Source organism: Brevibacterium sp. MGP-B1, from assembly GCF_057766545.1.
This window is the reverse complement of record NZ_CM173407.1, coordinates 3,353,225-3,371,361: the sequence shown is the minus strand read 5'-3', so window position 1 is coordinate 3,371,361 and position 18,137 is coordinate 3,353,225. Positions and strand designations below refer to the sequence as shown.

12 protein-coding genes are annotated in these 18,137 nt (G+C 66.3%); 6 read left to right on the top strand and 6 right to left on the bottom strand.

The annotated features are described in order from the left end of the window. Nucleotides 1-17 precede the first annotated feature (17 nt). Nucleotides 18-1,766, bottom strand: a complete 1,749-nt coding sequence (locus tag AC3CD9_RS15280; RefSeq protein WP_488364781.1) for a thiamine pyrophosphate-dependent enzyme — start codon at nucleotides 1,764-1,766, stop codon at nucleotides 18-20. A gap of 87 nt (nucleotides 1,767-1,853) precedes the next feature. Continuing rightward, a complete protein-coding gene (locus tag AC3CD9_RS15275; protein WP_488364780.1) occupies nucleotides 1,854-3,185 on the bottom strand; it encodes an MFS transporter in 1,332 nt (443 codons plus the stop codon). Nucleotides 3,186-3,375: 190 nt separating this feature from the next. On the opposite strand from AC3CD9_RS15275, the gene AC3CD9_RS15270 reads away from it, so the two are divergent. Continuing rightward, a complete protein-coding gene (locus AC3CD9_RS15270; protein WP_488364779.1) occupies nucleotides 3,376-4,590 on the top strand; it encodes a PucR family transcriptional regulator in 1,215 nt (404 codons plus the stop codon). A 204-nt stretch (nucleotides 4,591-4,794) separates the two neighbouring features. Here the strand turns inward: AC3CD9_RS15270 and AC3CD9_RS15265 are convergent, their stop codons facing one another. Then, nucleotides 4,795-5,829 (bottom strand): DUF2332 domain-containing protein, encoded by a 1,035-nt coding sequence (locus AC3CD9_RS15265; protein WP_488364778.1) that lies wholly within the window; start codon nucleotides 5,827-5,829, stop codon nucleotides 4,795-4,797. 307 nt (nucleotides 5,830-6,136) lie between these two features. Between AC3CD9_RS15265 and AC3CD9_RS15260 the strand changes: the two genes are divergently transcribed. Beyond that, a complete protein-coding gene (locus AC3CD9_RS15260) occupies nucleotides 6,137-7,498 on the top strand; it encodes an MFS transporter (protein WP_488364776.1) in 1,362 nt (453 codons plus the stop codon). Nucleotides 7,499-7,547: 49 nt separating this feature from the next. Continuing rightward, nucleotides 7,548-8,978, top strand: a complete 1,431-nt coding sequence (locus AC3CD9_RS15255) for an FAD-binding oxidoreductase (RefSeq protein WP_488367563.1) — start codon at nucleotides 7,548-7,550, stop codon at nucleotides 8,976-8,978. Nucleotides 8,979-9,058: 80 nt separating this feature from the next. Here the strand turns inward: AC3CD9_RS15255 and AC3CD9_RS15250 are convergent, their stop codons facing one another. Next, complete coding sequence (locus AC3CD9_RS15250) at nucleotides 9,059-9,943, bottom strand: LysR family transcriptional regulator (protein WP_488364774.1); 885 nt, start codon at nucleotides 9,941-9,943, stop codon at nucleotides 9,059-9,061. Nucleotides 9,944-10,076: 133 nt separating this feature from the next. On the opposite strand from AC3CD9_RS15250, the gene AC3CD9_RS15245 reads away from it, so the two are divergent. Continuing rightward, nucleotides 10,077-10,988 carry a DMT family transporter gene (locus AC3CD9_RS15245; RefSeq protein WP_488364773.1) on the top strand — a complete coding sequence of 304 codons (912 nt, stop codon included), beginning with the start codon at nucleotides 10,077-10,079 and terminating at the stop codon, nucleotides 10,986-10,988. Nucleotides 10,989-11,061: 73 nt separating this feature from the next. Here the strand turns inward: AC3CD9_RS15245 and AC3CD9_RS15240 are convergent, their stop codons facing one another. Further along, nucleotides 11,062-12,075 carry a siderophore-interacting protein gene (locus AC3CD9_RS15240; protein WP_488364771.1) on the bottom strand — a complete coding sequence of 338 codons (1,014 nt, stop codon included), beginning with the start codon at nucleotides 12,073-12,075 and terminating at the stop codon, nucleotides 11,062-11,064. Between the two features lie 221 nt (nucleotides 12,076-12,296). On the opposite strand from AC3CD9_RS15240, the gene AC3CD9_RS15235 reads away from it, so the two are divergent. Continuing rightward, on the top strand, nucleotides 12,297-13,277 hold the full coding sequence (locus AC3CD9_RS15235; RefSeq protein WP_488364770.1) for an ABC transporter substrate-binding protein: 981 nt from the start codon (nucleotides 12,297-12,299) through the stop codon (nucleotides 13,275-13,277). A 31-nt stretch (nucleotides 13,278-13,308) separates the two neighbouring features. After that, nucleotides 13,309-14,664: a D-serine ammonia-lyase gene (gene dsdA / locus AC3CD9_RS15230; RefSeq protein ID WP_488364769.1), complete on the top strand. Its 1,356-nt coding sequence runs from the start codon at nucleotides 13,309-13,311 to the stop codon at nucleotides 14,662-14,664. 34 nt (nucleotides 14,665-14,698) lie between these two features. Here the strand turns inward: dsdA and AC3CD9_RS15225 are convergent, their stop codons facing one another. Then, complete coding sequence (locus AC3CD9_RS15225; RefSeq protein WP_488364768.1) at nucleotides 14,699-18,049, bottom strand: hypothetical protein; 3,351 nt, start codon at nucleotides 18,047-18,049, stop codon at nucleotides 14,699-14,701. Nucleotides 18,050-18,137: the final 88 nt, after the last annotated feature.

Here is an 18,137-nt window from a genome sequence, read left to right as displayed (position 1 = left end):
TGGGCGCCCAGGATGGATCAGGCGGTTTCGTCGGCGGCCGGCGGCATCGTCGCCGGATCGATGAGCACATGGATGAGGGCGGGCCCGTCGTGGGCAAGCGCTCTGTCGAGCGCCGGCCCGAATTCCTCGGTCGTTTCGACGCGCTCCCCGTGCCCGGTCGGTCCGGTTACGGAGGCCCCGTCGCCGTTCATGGACGCTTTGCTCGCCGAGGCGGCCCCGGAACTGCTGAGATCGAATGCCGACATCCACGCCGCGAAGTTCGGATTGACCATGCGCGTGCCCGAGGGCCGTCCCGGATAGTGATTCTCCTGGTGAGACACGATTGTGCCGTACACGCCGTTGTCGACGACGATGATGAGCGGTGATCCGCCGTGGGCGAAGGCCGTGGCGATCTCCTGGCCGTTCATGAGGAAGTCCCCATCGCCGCAGACCGCGACCGAACGCCGCTCCGGGTACGCCAGAGAAGCCGCCACCGCGGCGGGAACGGCGAGACCCATCGCCCCGTTGCGGGCTCCGACGAGGCTGGCCGGGCGCTCATGCCGGATGAACCTGTGCCCCCAGATCGTCGCATTGCCCGCCCCGTAGGTGAGGATCGCATCCCCGCCGAGGCGGTCATCGAGAATCCCGAACGCCACCCCGAGGTCGACCCCGGCACGGCCCGGATTATCCGGTGCCGCCTCGGCGTCGGGGCGGTGAGCGGCGAACCGGGACTGCGCGTCCGCGCGTCCCTGCATCCACTCATCCGTCCGGTCACCGAGCAGCTGGCTCGCATCCCGAGCATCAGCGGCATCGGTCCTGGTCAGGGCGCGAGTGAAGGAGTCCGGGGAGGCGATGATGTGCTCATCGATGCGCCCTGCGTGCTGGGTGGCCTCCATATCGAGGGAGACGAGAACGGTCTCGGCGTCGAAGCCGATCGTGTAGCCGTCGCTTAAGACATCGGAGCGGGTGCAGCCGATGAAGACGACGAGGTCCGCCTCGGCGAAACCGGCCGCCACAGCATCGGCGCGACCGTAGCCGAGCCAACCCGCCCACGCCGGCGAGGAATGCGGAATCGCATCGTAGGCGCGCCAATCGCAGAAGATCGGCACCCCCGCCGAGGCGGCCAGACCGGCCAGCTCGGCTCCGCAGCCGTTGTGCCACCCGTCCCCGCCGAGGACGAAAGCGGGACGCTCGGCGGCCGCGATCCGCGAAGCCAGCCCATCGATGACGGCGGGGGCAGGGGTCGGTGGGGCCACCTCGGGGAGGGTCGGAGTGGGGGCCTCGGTGAGACGGACGAGGACATCCTCGGGCAGGCCGACGACGACGGGCCCGGGGCGACCGGATGCGGCGATGCGCAGGGCATCGGCGGTGATCTCACCGGCACGGTCCTCATCATCGATGGTGAGCACGCGCTTCGCCGTCGAGGAGAACCACTCGGGAAGGCTGAACTCCTGGAAGGATTCGCGGGAGCGATCGTTGAGCGGGACGAGGCCGACGAACAGGACGAGCGCGGTCGCGTCCTGCCAGGCGGTGTGGACGGAGATCATCGCATTCGCCGCCCCCGGACCGCGGGTGACCATGGCGATTCCGGGACGGCCGGTCAGCCGGGATTCGGCCAGCGCCATGAACCCCGCACCACCCTCCTGCCGGCACACGACGGTCTCGATGTTCGCGTCGTACAGCCCGTCGAGGACGTCGAGGTAGGACTCGCCGGGGACCGCGTAGACACGTTCGATGCCCGCCTTCTCCAGGGTGTCGACGATGAGGTGGCCGGCGGAACGCGACATGGTGGGGGTGTCCTTTCGAGGATCGAACGGTGAGGGTCCGGGGCTCCCGGCCCGGTGCTGCGCTGGGTTCTCAGCGCTGTGCGAGTCTCAGTGCTTGAAGCCGGGCAGGTCGACGCTCATGCGGGGAGCGACGTAGCCGGCGAACGCCGTGAACAGGGAGAGGAAGACGAGCATCGCGGCGGCCGGCCACCAGTGGTCTCCGGCGGAGGCGACGAAGCTCGTTGCCAGCAGCGGGATGAACCCGGAGAGCATGCCTGCGGCGTTCTGCGCCATGCCCACACCCGTGTAGCGGGTGGTGGCGGGGAACAGTCCGGTGAGCACGGTGCCCGATGCCGCGTAGGGCAGGGACAGAGTGGACACGGCCAGGGTCATGGCGATGACGACGAGGACCGGATTGCCGGACTCGAACATGAAGAACGCGGGAACGGCGACGACCGCCGAGGCGACACCGCCCCAGAGGATGACCTTCGAGGCTCCGAACTTCGTGCCCAGGGCACCGCCCCAGATCAGGGCGAGGATCTCGACGGCGGCGGCGACCATGCTGCCGAGCAGGAGGAGCGAATCGTCGTAGCCGAGGACGTTGACGCCGTACCAGACGCAGAATGCGGTGACGAGGTAGAAGCCGCCGACACCGAGCAGGGCGGCTGCCATGCCGATGATGATCTGCTTCCACGAGTCACGGAAGGTCGTGCGGATGGGACTCTTCTCGACCTCGCCGGACTCTTCGAGCTGACGGAAGACCGGGGACTCCTCGAGGCGGGAGCGGAGGTAGACGGCGACGACGAGCAGCGGCAGGGCCACGAGGAATGGGATCCTCCAGCCGAACGAGTCGAAGCTGTCCTGTGAGAACACCAGGGTCATGATGAAGAAGCCGCCGGAGGACAGGATCGTGCCGATCGGGGAGCCGATCTGCGGGATCGCTGCATAACGGGCACGCAGGTGGAGCGGGGCGTTCTCGACGACGAGGGTCATCGCGCCCGACCATTCGCCGCCGACGAAGAGACCTTGGAGGATGCGCAGGAGCACGAGCAGGGCGGGGGCGGCGAAGCCGATCGCGGCGTAGGTCGGCAGGAGGCCGATGAGTCCGGTGACGACGCCGATGCCGATGATCGTGATGAGCAGGACCTTGCGGCGTCCGATCTTGTCGCCCATGCGGCCGAAGATCAGACCGCCGATGGGACGAGCGGCCAGCCCGACACCGAAGGTGGCGAAGGAGGCCATGGCGGCGGCCGTGGCGTTCTCGCTGGTGAAGTACTGGACGTTGAAGACCAGGGCGGCCGCTGCCGAGAAGAGGAAGAAGTCGTACCACTCGAGGGCGGTGCCGATCAGGGCGCCGGCGGCGACCTTGTTCGCGTCCTTGATGCTCAGTTCCGTCGTGGCGTTGAGCTCGGCGGACGCCGTGGTGTTCTGCTCGCTCATGGATTCTCTCCGTCGAGTCCGGGGACCTGGGCCTGGTCGGCCGTGTCCGGGTGCGGGTGGTGCAGCGGTCGATCGTTGCGATCGACCGGCAGGTATCGACCTTACAGAGTGCCACATGTCCAGATCCAGGCACATTTGTCGCCGAAAAGCGAGCAGTGCTTGTGCAGATGCACATATTCTGGAATGTGTGATGGATGAACAGGATGGAATTGCGGGCACACGACAGCTTCGGGACCGTCCGGAGCCCGGAGACGAACGCCGGTGGCTCGAGCTCCTCGACGCTCTTGACCTCGACGAGCTGACCGATCGGTTCATGACCCGCGTCGTCACGGTCTCCGGCTACGATCCCGCACCGATTCCGGTCTCGGAGCTGCGGCGGACCGGTCGGCTCTCCTTCTCCACCCTCATCGAGGGACTGCGAGCCGGCGGATTCGACGGCCCTGTGGCGGTGTCGACGGAAGTCGGGGTCTCCCGGGCGCGGGCAGGAATTCCGCTCGAGGCGCTGATGACCGCGATCCGACACGACTTCAATGTGCTCTGGGAGGTGCTCACCCGGGTGGCGAACCAGGAGGACGCCGAACTCGTCATCAGGCACACCGGCATCGTCTTATCCACCGTCGACGAATACGTCTCGCAGGTCCAACAGGCCTATACCGCCGAGCGCACGCGGATGCGCGCGGAAGAGGACTCGGTGCATGCGGGCCTCATCGCAAGCCTCTTCGACGACCCCGATCCCACCGCGGAGCGCCTCTCGAGGATCGCGACCGGGCTCGGTCTCGATGTCGACTCTCCGCTACTCGTCATCGCTGCCACCGGGGACGATGTCCGGACGCTGCGGGTGATCATCTCCGATCATGTCCGCGCGGGCGGGACCATGTTCACGCACCACCTCGGCGAGGTGCTCATTGCGTTCACGCAGGTTCCAGGAGCTGCGGGCCATGCTTCCACTCCAATCGGGGGCGGAACCGGTCATTCGTTGGGGGCGCTGGCCGGCAAGATCGCCGAGGCCAGGGTGGGGTATGTCCGGGCGGACGGGATCGGCACCCTGCGGCGCTCGGCGCTGACCGCGCGTGACCTCGCCGATGTCATCGCCGCTGATGAGACGTCTGCGATGACGTGGCGCAGTGGGTGGGCGCGGTTGGCCGCACGGTCGCTCAATGCCGCCGGCAATCCGATCCTCGCCGATGTCGAGTCCGCGCTGGCCGCCTGTGGTCCGGTCGAGCGGGAGCGCCTCATCGAGGCGGTGCAGGTCTACCTCGCCTCGGGGAGCATCGGTGCGTCTGCCGCGCAGCTGTTCTGCCATCGCAATACTGTGGCGAATCGTCTGCGCCGCTTCGCCGAACTCACCGGAGTCGATCCGATGATCCCCGCCGAAGCGGCCCGCCTCGTCGTCGGTTGGGCGTGAGCGGCCTCAGCTGTCGGGGCGGCCGGGCTGCAGCGCGTCGACGAGGTGTCGATCAAGGCCGGGCCCCGATTTCGCGGAAACTTCGCGTCGATCAAGGCGGCGCGCACTTATCGAAAGTTGCACAGTCCGACATCCGCGTTGCGGCTTGAATGAGCGCATTGGAGCGTCGCGCACTCCGCTTGATTGAGACCACATGACTGCTCTTCAGGACGTCGGCAGTCCGGTGAAGCTCTGCCCGTGAGGACCAGTCAGGGCGAGAGCTCGGCCGTCGACGCTGAGCACGAATCGCCCATCGGGCTCGATCCCGAGTGTCTCGAGCTGCGCGCGAGTGTCGGGTAGGACTCCGGCTCCCTCATTGCTGATCCACACGACGTCGTCGCGCGATTGCATGAGCGAGGCGAAGCGGGCACGCGCCTCTGCGTCGACATAGGCGAGCACCGCACTGTGGAAGACGACTGGCTGGGTCCCGGCGGGCACCTCGGCGAGGAGGGACTCGACAGTGTCGAGAAGGTCTCCGCGGACGAGGTGCGGGGGATCGGCGACCGCGACCGAGGCAGCGGCGAGGAGGCGCTCCCGTCTCGACTCATGCTCGGGCCAGACCAGTGATGTCAGCCATTCCCTCTGGTCAGCATCGGTGATATCGAGAGGATTGAGATCGATTCCGGCGCGCCACGCGACCTCTGGAAGGTGGTCCGGTGCCGTGGTGTTCGTCAGTTCGCATTCGAGTGTGACCGCGCTCGGTCCATCCGCAGGATCGAGCGTCGTCGACTTCGAGAAATCTGAACCGGACGATCCGGCCGCCTCGGTGACGGTGAACCTGTAGCTGTATCGGTCGGGATATAGGCAGAGCCCGGCCGAGGCGCCGACCTCGATGAGCGCAAGCGGTCCGGGGATCTGTGCGAGCACGGGCAGAAGCGTCGCGCAGCGACCCGCCTCATTCGTCTGCGTCGACCGGGCGAGCATGAGCTCGCGCACCTTCGCCCAATGCTCGAGCAGCCACGTGCGTAGGTCAGCGTAGGACCCTGCACCGGCGCCGAGGTGGCGGGCCGCGGCGAAGAGAAGGTTAGCTTGGCGCTTCGGTCGGGGAAGCTCGAGGAGGAGGGCGATGACCTCATCGTCCGCGGCCACGCCCTCAGCCCACGAGGCGTAGATCGGGGAGGTCTCGGCCGCTTCGAGTCGGGCGAACTTGCCGTAGTAGTCGCGCAGGGTTTCGGCTTCGAGTTCCGTCATCGGCTGCATGTCGCCCCCTCGCAGTGGTATCCGCGCCTCAGTGACTTCATCGTACCGACCAGTTGCCCGACGGCGAGCGGGCAACCGAAACGTCGTTCAAGGCGGAACGCGGATGTCGAGTCGAGCACGGTTCGACATCCGCGCTACGGCTTGAACGAGCCGATTGAAGTCCCCGTCCCGGTATTCGGTACTTTTGCAGCGAACGCTAGGTCAGCCGCCCGCGCTGTCGTAATGTGTTGCCATCATGCGCCAACGACCATGTTCGCGGCGCATCCCAGCGCCACCACCGTGGCCCGACCTGATCGAAGGAGATCGCATGTCATCCGAGGTGAGCCCGCCTGTGAGCGGACAGACCCCCGCCGATTCGGTACTGGAGAAGAGGACCCTGCGCAAGGTCCTCATCCGTCTCATCCCGTTCGTCATCGCGATGTACTTCATCAACTACCTCGATCGGACGAACATCGGCATCGCCGGACCGGGCGGAATGAACGAAGACCTCGCGATGAACGCGACCCAGTTCGGGTTCGCCGCAGGCATCTTCTTCTTCGGCTACCTCATCCTCGAAGTGCCCTCGAACCTCGCTCTGCACAAGTTCGGCGCCCGCATCTGGCTCGCCCGCATCCTCATCAGCTGGGGCATCGTCGCCGCGGCCATGGCATTCGTGCCCAACCACGGCTGGCTCTACGTGCTGCGGTTCCTTCTCGGCGTCGCCGAGGCGGGATTCTTCCCCGGCATCATCCTCTACCTCACGTACTGGTTCCCGACCTCGATGCGCGCGCGGGCCACGGCCCTGTTCATGCTCGCCATCCCGCTCTCCAGCGTCGTGGGTTCGCCCCTGTCGTCGTGGCTGATCTCCAGCGGCAACTCGATCTTCGAGAGCTTCGCCGGCTGGCGCTTCATGTTCATCATCGAAGGCGTGCCCGCCGTTCTCCTGGGCATCATGTGCATCTTCTACCTCACTGACCGCCCGCGGGACGCGAAGTGGCTGAGCGCCGAAGAGCGCAACTGGCTGCAGTCGACGATGGACGCCGAGGAGAAGAGCAAGGAAGAGACCTTCCACTACCCGGTCCGCCGGTCGCTGCTCCAGCCCCGCGTCTGGGCCCTGTCCTTCGTCTATTTCGGCATGGTCTACGGCCTCTACGCCATGAGCTTCTTCCTCCCGACGATCATCGCCGGCTTCCAGGAGTCCTTCGGCGTCGAGTACTCGATCGTCGAGATCGGCCTCATCACGGCCATCCCCTATGTCTTCGGTGCCCTGGCCATGTACTTCTGGTCCCGGCACGGCGATCGCACGAGTGAGCGTGTGTGGCACGTGGCCATCCCGCTGTTCGTCGGCGGTGTGGCGATCCCCATCGCCCTCTACCTGTCCTCGCCGTTCACCACGATGATCGCCGTGACGATCACCTGCATGGCGATCTGCGCCGCCCTGCCGACCTTCTGGCCGCTGCCGCAGACCTTCCTCGCCGGTGCCGGTGCCGCCGCGGGACTCGCGCTCATCAATTCGCTCGGCAACTCCGCGGGCTTCTTCGCCCCCTACATCACCGGTTGGCTGGCCGATCTCACCGGCACCCAGAATGCCGGCATGTGGGTCGTCGGCGCGGCCATGGTCGCCGCCGGCATCGTCACCCTCATCCTCCGGGCCGCACCCGCCCCCGATAACCTGGACGTGATGAAGTAACGGCCCGCCGTCCGCCTTCGACCGACCGATCCGAGGAGCAGAATTGACGATCCCGACGTCCACCGCACCCGACTTCCCCGCCCTCGACCCGGTGGCGCTCGACGACCTCACAGCGAAACTGAGTCCGGGTGCGCTGACGACTGACCCGGATGTCATCGACGCCCACTCGAGCGATGAGGCCCTGTTCTGCCCGTGCGAGGGGGCGATCGCCCTGGTCAGGGCCGCCTCGGCGGAAGACGTCCAAGAGGTCATGGCCTTCGCCAGCGCACATCGGGTGCCGGTCGTCCCGCAGGGGGCGAGGTCCGGGATCTCGGGAGGCGCGAACGCCTCACCGGGAGCGATCCTGCTCAACGTGTCGAAGATGAAGGACGTCGTGGCCGTCAACGAGGCCGAACGTCTCGTCACCGTCCAACCTGGCATCATCAACCAGGACCTCAAGGACCACCTCGCCCCGTTCGGACTGTCCTACCCGCCGGATCCCGGATCGGTGGCACTGTCATCGATCGGTGGGAACATCGCAACGAATGCCGGCGGACTCTGCTGCGTGAAATACGGTGTGACCAGGGACTACGTGCGCTCACTCAAAGTCGTACTCGCCGACGGGACCATCACCACGCTCGGCCCGCAGACGGCCAAGGGCGTGGCCGGACTCGATATGCGCCATCTCTTCATCGGCTCCGAAGGCACCCTGGGCATCGTCGTCGAAGCGACGCTGCGCCTCGTGCCCGCCCTGCCCGAGCCGTTCACCGCGATCGCGACCTTCCCGGATGAGCGCAGCGGACTGCAGACCGTCGCCGACTTCATGGCCGGCGGCGGAGTGCCGAGCCTGTTCGAATTCCTCGACGGGGCCAGCCTGCGCATGCTCAACGACTACGGCGACTTCGGCCTCGACGGCGATGCCGGGTCGATGCTCATCATGCAGGTCGACGACAACCCGACCGATGCGGAGGCCGCGATGTCTGCCTTCACCGAGGTGGCCCAGCGCTGCGGTGCCCTCGACGTCGCGTACTCCGACGACCCGAGCGATTCCGCGGCTCTCATCACCGCACGGCGGATGATCCAGCCGGCCTACGAGAAATTCGCCAACGCACACGGCGGCGGTCAGCTGCTCGACGATGTATGCCTGCCGCGCACCGCCGTGCCCGAGTTCTGTGACCGTCTGGCCGAGCTGCGGTCATCATCCGGACTCGAGATCGCCCTCGTCGCGCACGCGGGCGACGGAAATATGCACCCATCGGTGTTCTTCGACTCCGGCGATGCGGCCGAGACGGCGAAGGCCGAAGGGGTGTTCGCTGAGATCATGCGCGTCGGCCTCGAACTCGGCGGAACGATCACCGGCGAACACGGGGTCGGGTTCCTCAAGCGCGCTTGGCTGCCGAAAGAACTCGACGAAGGATCACGACGGATCCAGCTGGCCGTGAAGAACGCGCTCGACCCGCTGGGCATCCTCAACCCGGGCAAGATGCTCGCCGAGATCTGAGCGCAGTCGGGCCGTCGGCATTGCACGCATGCTCCGTGGCGGCGCGCCCCCGAAGCAGGAGGCCGGCGGTCTTCCCATTGTCAGCCGGTGGCGAGCTCGCGCAGGGCTGTGACCGCATCCTCGATGAGTTCCTGCTGCGGGTGGCCCGGATCGCTGATCGCGTGGATGAAGCGGATCGGTTCGGGCGCCGCCAGACGGATGATGGCCACCCCGGGAGGCAGGGGTTCGACACCGAGCCGCGGGAGGATCGTCAGACCCAAACCCCGACTGACCATGTGCAGGGCCGTGGCGAAGCTGTGAGCCTCGTGCTTGAAGTGCACCGCCACCCCTGCACGTGCGCAGGCGTCGAAGAGGATCGTCCGACACGGACCGTCTCCGGTGTCGTTGTCGATCCAAGGATGAATCTCCAGCTCGTCGAGGCTGACCTCCGGACGCGAGGCCAGGGGGCGATCGTCGGGCACTGCGACCACATACGGATCCTCGGTGAGGAAGTGGCTCTCCACCTGCGATGGGAACACGGGATCCTCGGAATCTGCGATCACGACCTGGACATCGGAGTGGAATTCGTTCCAGGGGCCCTCTGCCAGGTTGAGCTGTACGGCGACATCGGGATGGCGGTTCTCGAGGTAGGACACGAGTTCGGGCATCCACTGGGTGCCGGCCGTGCCGAAGTACCCGATCGACAGGCGTCCGATCCGATTCTCATGCAGGTCCGAGATGCGCTGGCCCAATCGCCCCGAGCTCTCGAGCACTGAGTCGACGTCGGACATGATCGCCGAACCGGTGTCGGTCAGGCACAGGCCGCGTCCCTGTCGCTGAAACAGAGTCAGACCGGTCTCCTGTTCGAGAATTTTGAGGTGATGGCTGACCGCAGACGGAGAAAGACTGAGATGCTGTGCGGCGGACCGGACGGACCCGGTGAGTGCGACCGATTTGAACGACTTCAGGTGGGCAACGTTGTACACAGTCGAACCGTACGCACATCACGGACAGTTGTGCAATAGTGTGCGCTTTTCTTTCACGATCATGCGACGAATAATCGTTCCTATGAACAGATCAGCCCTCAGTCCCCGAGTCGCGAGTTCGAATCCTCACCAGATGACAGCGCCCCGCGTCCTGCCCTGGGTCGCTGCCCTGCTCACCATGACGTTCTGGGCGTCATCATTCGTCGTCATCCGCGATGCCGGCGAGTTCTTCTCACCTGGTCCGATGGCGCTGCTGCGCGGCGCGTCCGCGGCTGTGGTGCTCTCCGCGTGGATGCTCTTCCGCCGCCCCCGATTCCCCTCCGGCAAGGTCGTCTGGCTGATTCTCGTCCTGTGGGGAGTCGCCTGGTTCTCTGCCTACGTCGTCGTCCTCAACGCCGCGGAACGGTCGATCGATGCCGGAACTGCCTCGATGATCGTCAATATCGCACCGCTCATCATCGCCGTCTTCGCCGGCCTCGTCTTCGGAGAAGGGCTGCCGAAGCGCCTGCTCATCGGCATCATCGTCTCTCTGCTCGGAATCGGGTTGATCACGGCCGCCAGCTTCACTGGCTTCTTCACCGTCGGCGGTCTCGTCCTCAGCCTCGTCGCCGCAGTGCTCTACGCCGCCTGCGTGCTGCTGCAGAAGCACTTCCTGTCCGGAGAGGATTCGGTGACCGTGACCTGGGTGGGAATCCTCATCGGCGCAGTCGTCAGTCTCATCTTCGCCCCCGGCCTCATCGGCGAGGTGGCCACGGCGCCCATCGAGATGACGCTGCAGATCATCTACCTGGGGGTCGTACCGACCGCCATCGCCTTCAACCTGTGGGGATTTGCGCTGAAATCTCTGCCGGCAGGTCTGCTCAGCTCTTCGAGTCTCCTCGTCCCTGCCATTGTCGTCGTGATGGCCTGGGTCGTTCTCGGAGAGGTCCCGCCTCCGTTGGCCGCAGTGGGCGGCGTGCTCTGCCTGGCCGGGGCGGCTGCCGCGATCGGGCCGCAGATCATCGGAGCTCTGCGACGGTCGCCGGCTCAGCCCAGCAAGGTCTGAGAGCTCAGTCAGGCAGAGTCTGAAGGCTCGGTCGAGCTGAGTCGGCAGGCTCGGTCGAGCTGGGTCTGAGGGCTCAGCCCTCGGCCTTGCCCTGACGCCAGTAGCCCATGAACGCGATCTGCTTGCGATCGACCCCGACTTCCTGCACAAGGTAGCGGCGCAGGCGCTTGACCGGTCCGGCCTCTCCGGCGATCCACGCATAGAAGGGGCGGTCGTCCTTGTCCGTCGCACTCGAACTGCCCTGAGCCGCCTCGGTGAGGGCCGCGGGAACATCCCAGAGGATCTCTTCGTCGATGTTGACATCGTCGAGTTCCCGGACCTGACCATCCGGCCCGCCGGCCGACCCCGCCGCTCCGGCCCCGACGGGGATCCGGGTCTCCGACCGCACCGCCTCGCGGACGGCAGGTTCGAGCAGCTGACCGAAATCGGCCTCCCCGCGCGGCAGCCATTCGATCTCGAAGCCGGTGGGCGCGGTGATGTCGATGATGTCCTCGGCGCTCGGGACCTCGAGAACGGCCTTGCCCTGTGCCCGGCTGTCCTTGAGTGAATCGAGGATCGAGGCGATGGCGGGCACAGCGGTCTCGTCGCCGGCGAGCAGGATCTGGTGGGCATCTCCCGGGGCGAACTCGATCCCGGCGCACGGAGTCTCCGAGGCACGGGAGGGGCCGATGATATGGAGGCGGTGGCCCACCTCGGCGGCTTCGGCCCACTCGGCCGCCGGGCCCGAGTGGCCGTGCTCATCGGTGTGGAGGACCATGTCGATGACGAGTCTGCGCTTGGCATCGTCCCATTCGCGCACGGTGTAGGTGCGCATCGCGCCGCGCTCCTCGGGGCTGACCTGCAGCCATGCCTGGTACCAGGACACTCCAGCGGCTTCCTGCTCGGTGAGGAATGCCGGCAGATCGAACTGCGGCGAGGCGGCACGCTGAGGAGGGATGACGAGTTTGATCCGTAGATCACGAGGGTGGGTGTTCGGGCCGAATTCCCCGAGTCCCGCACCCCCGAAAGTCACCCGACGGAAGGACGGGCTGAGGTCTTCGACGGCGAGGACCTCTGCTTCGAAGGCACCGATGGGGGCTCGTGACACTGATTCTCCTTCGCATCCCCAGGACCATGTGGCCGTGAGGGCGTCCCCGCGGGGACGCGTTGTGTTCGTGTGTGCAGCTGTCGTGGATATGTCAACATCCGCAACGCTACTCTACTCTAATTTAGTAAGGCTAGCCTTTCCAAATAGTGCTACGGTGGTCCCGGCGTCACTACAGGCGCACCAGTTCCGTCCCTGCGGGGACGCCCACCGAAAGGCTCTCGATGCGTCGTCGTCAGCTCCTTGCCCTGTCCGTTCTCGCCCCGTTCGCCCTCGTCGGCTGCCGCGGCGAAGCCGATGGCGATGCGGGTGACGGCGCTTCCGGCGCTGCGGGCAGCGTCCCGAACTTCACGTATTCGCCCGAAGGCTATGACGGGCTGACGATCAAACTCAACCGCCCGGCGAAGCGCATCGCCGCGGACTTCTATTCGGCAGCCGGTCTCGCGCAGTACGGAATCACGCCGGTCGCGGTCTTCGGGTTCGGACAGAACGAGTCCCCGGGCAAGTCCTTCGACTCGGAAGGAGTCGAGGTCGTCGGCACCGATATGGAACTCGATATCGAGGCCCTCGCGGTCGCCGAGCCGGACATCCTCGTCGCCTACGGCAATGAGGCCGGCGACGGGTGGACTTGGTGGGACGAGAAGGTGAAAGGCCAGGTCAGCGAGCTCGTGCCGTTCGTCCCGGTCAAACTCGGCGGGCAGGGCCCCGACGCGATGTTCGCTCAGTATGCGGCCATCGCCGAGGCGCTGGGCAAGGACACAGACACCGGCGCCATCGCGGACAAGCGGAAGGCCTTCGGCGACGCTCGGGCACGCATCCGCAGCGTGGCGAAGAAGCAGGACCAGCTGACAGTGCTGCTGGCGAACTTCACCGGAGAGATCAACTACACCTCGAACTCCTTGGGCATCGCCGAGATGCTCAACGAGGACGGGCTCACCCTCGTCGGCCCCGACGCCACAGGAGAGAGCAGTTGGGCAGAAGTCTCCTGGGAGAAGATGTCGGACTACCCGGCCGACGTCGTCCTCGTCCACGACGCCTCGACCGACTACGAGGACAACCCGGTGTACAAGAGCCTGCCCGCAGTCAAGGAGGACCAGATCGGCACCTGGGACGACAAACGCGCCTACACCTATGACGGCTACGCGAAATGGCTGAACGAACTCGCCGACGTCCTCGAATCCGCGAAGAAGATCGTCAAGAGCTGAGGCCCGCACCCCGCCGGGCTACGATCGGTGCATGACCGACCTGCCTGACGAACTCAGCACCGACGAGATCATCCGATCCCTGGCATCGGGTGCCCCGACCACGTGGCTCCGCTCCACCGTCACCGAGGCGGCCCTGCCCGACCTCGGCGACGTGATGGATTCCGCGGCGGCCCGGTTCGACCGCTTCGCCCCCTGGTTCGCCGAGACCTTCCCGGAGACGGCGACCGTTCCAGCCGAGCTCGCATCGGCGTTCCCTGACGTCAGCGGCGGACTGATCGAATCGGCGCTGGTTCCGGCGCCTGCGGCGCAGCACCGCCTCGACGGTCTGTTCGGATCCGAGCTGGGCGGACGGCTGTGGCTCAAACGCGATGACTCCCTGCCGGTGAGCGGGTCGATCAAGGCCCGCGGCGGCTTCCACGAGGTGCTCGAATTCGCCGAGGCGGTCGCCGCCGACCACGGACTCGACGCTCTTGATCCCACCACCTATTCGACTCGTGAGTTTCGTGAGATCGCCGCGAACCACCGCATCGTCGTCGGCTCGACGGGCAACCTCGGGCTGTCGATCGGGATTCTGAGCGCTCGCCTCGGCTTCGCCGCCTCGGTGCACATGTCCGCCGATGCCCGGGGATGGAAGAAGTCGATGCTGCGCGACCACGGTGTCGACGTCATCGAACACACCGGCGACTTCGTCGAAGCCGTCGAGGCCGGCCGGGCCTCGGCGCTGGCCGCCGAGAACACGCACTTCGTCGACGACGAGGACTCGAAGAGCCTCTTCGCCGGATATTCGGTGGCTGCCCTGCGACTGGGGCGCCAGTTCGCGGCCGCCGGTGTGAGCATCGACGAGCGGAATCCGCTCACCGTCTACCTGCCGTGCGGAATCGGAGGCGGCCCCGGGGGAGTGACCTTCGGGCTCAAACGGGTCTTCGGCACTGCGGTGCGCTGCGTCTTCGTCGAACCGAGCCAGGCACCGGCGATGTTCCTCGGCGTGCGCACCGGCCGGCACAGCGGAATCTCCGTCCAGGACATCGGACTGTCCGGAGCCACCGCCGCCGACGGACTCGCGGTCGCCCGCCCGTCACGCTTCATCGGACCGACGATCGGGCCGCTCATCTCCGGCTTCGCCACGGTCCCCGACGAAGTCATCCGGGCAGGCGTCGGGGTGCTCCATGAGACCGAAGGCATCGATGTCGAACCCTCGGCGACCGCCGGGCTCACCATTCCGTGGCGGATGGGCGGGGCGGCGGCTCGGTCCCCGACCGGCGTCCACCTGGTGTGGCTCACCGGTGGGGCGATGGTCCCCGGCGACGAACGCGCCGCCTACGTCGACGACGGACTGGGAATCGTCGAACGGATCAGCAGCCCCGCCTCGGCGATCTTCGTCGACTGAACGGCGTGCCCCGGGCCGGGTCATGCTGCCTCTGTCACCAGTCCCAGGGGTCGTCGTTGACGGTGATGACGATCTTGCCGTCGACGATCTCGGCCGTGCCGTTGAGGTCGAAGGTCACGGTGTCATCGAAGGGTTCGGACTCGTCGAACATGTCGTAGCTGCCGGTCACGAGCGCCTCACCGGAGGTGTCGGAGGAGATCAGCCACGCCGGACCGCCGTTCGGACCGGTCGCGTCCTCGGGGTTCGAATACTGGTCGGCACCAATGGAGTCATCGGCGACGGTCACCGTCGGATACGACGAGATCGACCAGGTGAGGCCGGTGGCGTCATAGCTGTCGGCCAGCGAGGATCCGAACGGGCACCCGTCGGGCTGGGCGACCGTCTTCTTCGCGCAGCTGTCGATGAGGGTCTTGACCTGCTTGTCGACCTCGCTGCGGAACGCGTCCGAGGGATGGGCGGCGAGCAGCGGCGTGTCCTCACCCTCCATGTTCGCGTCATCGCCGAGGAACGCCCGCACCTCGACCGCGTCCGCGGTGATGAGATCGGACTTCTCGGCCAGGTCGATCGTGTAGAGACCGGGGAAGGCCGGCAGGGACAGTGTCGACCCGTCGCTGTCGACGTCGATCCCATTGACCTTGACCTTTTTGAGGCCGGGAGTATCGACGGTGAGAGTGAGCAGGTCGGGACTCTTGAGCGCCCAGTCGTCGAAGAACAGTGCCTTCTTTCCGGCTTTGTGCAGGGTCAGCGTGCTGTTGCCCTTGGAGCCGCCGACGTCATAGGTGACCGCGACCGTCGCCGTGTCTCCGGAGATCTCGGCATCCTCGACGGTGACATCGTCGGGCAGTGCCTTGGAGCCGCCGAGGACATCATTGGTCAAAAGGGTCCGTGACTCCTGCGGAACGTCGACGTCGGCGACCTCGAGGGCACCCTCGGCGTCACCGTCGGAGAGCTCCGAGAAGTACTTCTCCACCGTCGCCTCGGGACCGAACATGTGCCCGTTGAGCTGGGTGACGACGATGAGTGCGGCCACGAGGAGGAGGACGGCACCGCCGGCGACGACCGATACGAGCGTCGTCTTCTTCTTGTCGAAGGGTTTGGCCGGGCCCGCGTACGGCTGCGCGGCATACATTCCCTGCGGGGCCGAGTATGACTGCTGCCCGGCGGCACCCTGCGGGTAGGCATAAGGCTGCTGGTCGGACGGAGTCGGATGCTGCTGCGGGCCGACCGGAGCGGAGAACTGCTGCGGACCCTGCTGGGGATGGGGCGGTTGGCCCTGCGAGCCGAACGCATCCGGTGATGCGGGCGGGCCCTGATATCCGGCAGGCCCCTGTGGTCCGAGCCCACCCGCCCCGAATGGTCCGACTTCGCCGGGTCCGGGAGCGACCGGCGGTGGCGTCGGGGCGGCGGCTCGAGCCAGATCGGGATGGATGAACGCGAACTGCGGTTCGCTCATGCCCAGGTATGGTCCCCAGTGCGGGTGCACGGTCCGTCCGGCGGTGATCCGTGCCACGGCCGGGAAGGTGAGGGCGAGTCTCGGGCCGAGGGTGCGCGAGAGCACCTCGATGATCCCGCCCCAGACGGCGAAGATGAGGAACGTCCAGGCCAGGGGGCCGATCCCCGCACGGGCCGCACCGGAACCGCCGAAGAACATGGCCGCCTCGGCGGATCCGGACATCGACAGGTTCGCGGGGATGGCCAACAGCGACAGCAGACCCCAGACGAGGCAGAACGCCACAGGCAGCTTCCACGCGCTCGACCACTGCTGCTTGTCCTGCTCGATCACGGTCCAGGCCGGACGCCGGGTGACGGTGGCGACGATCGTTGCGATCAGCACGGCGGCCACGACGACGAGCAGGCCCAGCCACAGCAGCCCGGGAGCCTCGCGGCTGAACATGGTGAGGCTCTCGGAGAAGGTGTCCGAGTACAAGCCCAAGTCGCCTTGGGCGGTGGCGCTGATTCCGCCGAGGTGGGTCAGCGAGGTGAGGATGAGGCCCATGTTGACGAACGTCAGCGGCACCAGCTGACCCGGCATCTCGACTGACAGCGGCAGGACGAAGAGCGCGACGATCGAGAACACGGCCACGGTGAGGGCGAGGTGGATCCAGGTCACCAGCAGAGGCGGAACAGCCCAGCGCAGGAACGGTGCACCGATCGCCTCGGTGCCCTTGAAATGTCCGGCGACACGACCGGCGATGCTCGTGATGAGGATGACGAGCATCGGCAGGAAGAACGATCGGACGGTGACCGCCGAGAAGGTGAAGGTGAACGATCCTTCCTCTTCGAAGGCGGAGGCGCGAGCGGCGAAGATGACCTGGAGGAGGAAGAGCACGAGCGTCATCGCCAGGGTCGCGACCCCGATGCGGATCCACGTGGACACTCGGTTGGGTGCGGGGGAGCGGCGTTCGCTCAATTTCGTCATCCACCACAGCAGACCCACGGTGACGATGGTGACCACCAGGGGTGCGCCGGTGGTGAAGATGCCCAGTTGGGCGTTGAAGGTGTCAGGGACGTTGATGTCCAAACGCAGCGCCGCCGAACCGAACAGCGACAGAGCCATGAGGATGAACGGCAGGGCGTAGTTGAGGCTGTCGAGGTTGAGGCCGGTCTCCTCGGTCAGCGAGTCGAATTCCGACATCGACGTGAGGATGACGGTGAGGATGATGGAGACGATGATGCCGCCGAGGAGGGCGATCCCCGGCGGGATCAGGGCCGTTTTCCACGTCGCTCCCTTAGCCAGCGCCGAGGCGAATTTCGACTTCGGGGCATTCGCCGGGTAGCCCGGCGGTGCGGGGTAGGGCACTGGACCGGACTGGTAGGGACCTTGCTGGTGAGGGCGTTGCTGATAAGGCACTTGCTGGTAGGGGTCTTGTTGGTAGGGACTCGAGTCCTGCGGATAGACCCCTTGCGGGTAAGCACTCTGCTGGTATGGATCGGGTTGATTTGTCCCGGGCCATTGAGCGTATGGACCGGCGGCCTGAGGATACGGGCCCGAGCCTTGCGGGGCTGCGTTCGCCTCATGGGGCTGAGGGCCCTTGTTCGCAGAGTCGCTCTCGGTTGCGTTCTCATACGGGTCGACTGTCTGCTCGGTGGTGGGCGTGCCGTCTCCCGGCGGCGCCCAGCGAGCGGTCTCCTCGGTGGAATCATCTTCGCCTGAATCGGGTTCATCGGCGCCTGCAGATTCTGCTGAACCAGTCGTTTCGGAACTCTTGGCATCCGAGGAGACGGGGTCCATCACCTCGGTGGCCTCAGAATCCTGAGCTGCAGGATCATCCGAGGTCTCGGCGGCGTCCGGAACCTCGTCTTCGGGACTCTCCTGGTCCTCGGCGGTCTGATCCTTCGGATCCTCGGCGGCGGTCGGTTTCGTCTCGTCGGATTCGTCGTGCATACCCAGTCCTCAAGTGCAGTTGCCCGACAGCTCCGCAATGTCATTCAAATCGAAACAATCAACTGAGCAGATCAAGCATGTGTAGTTC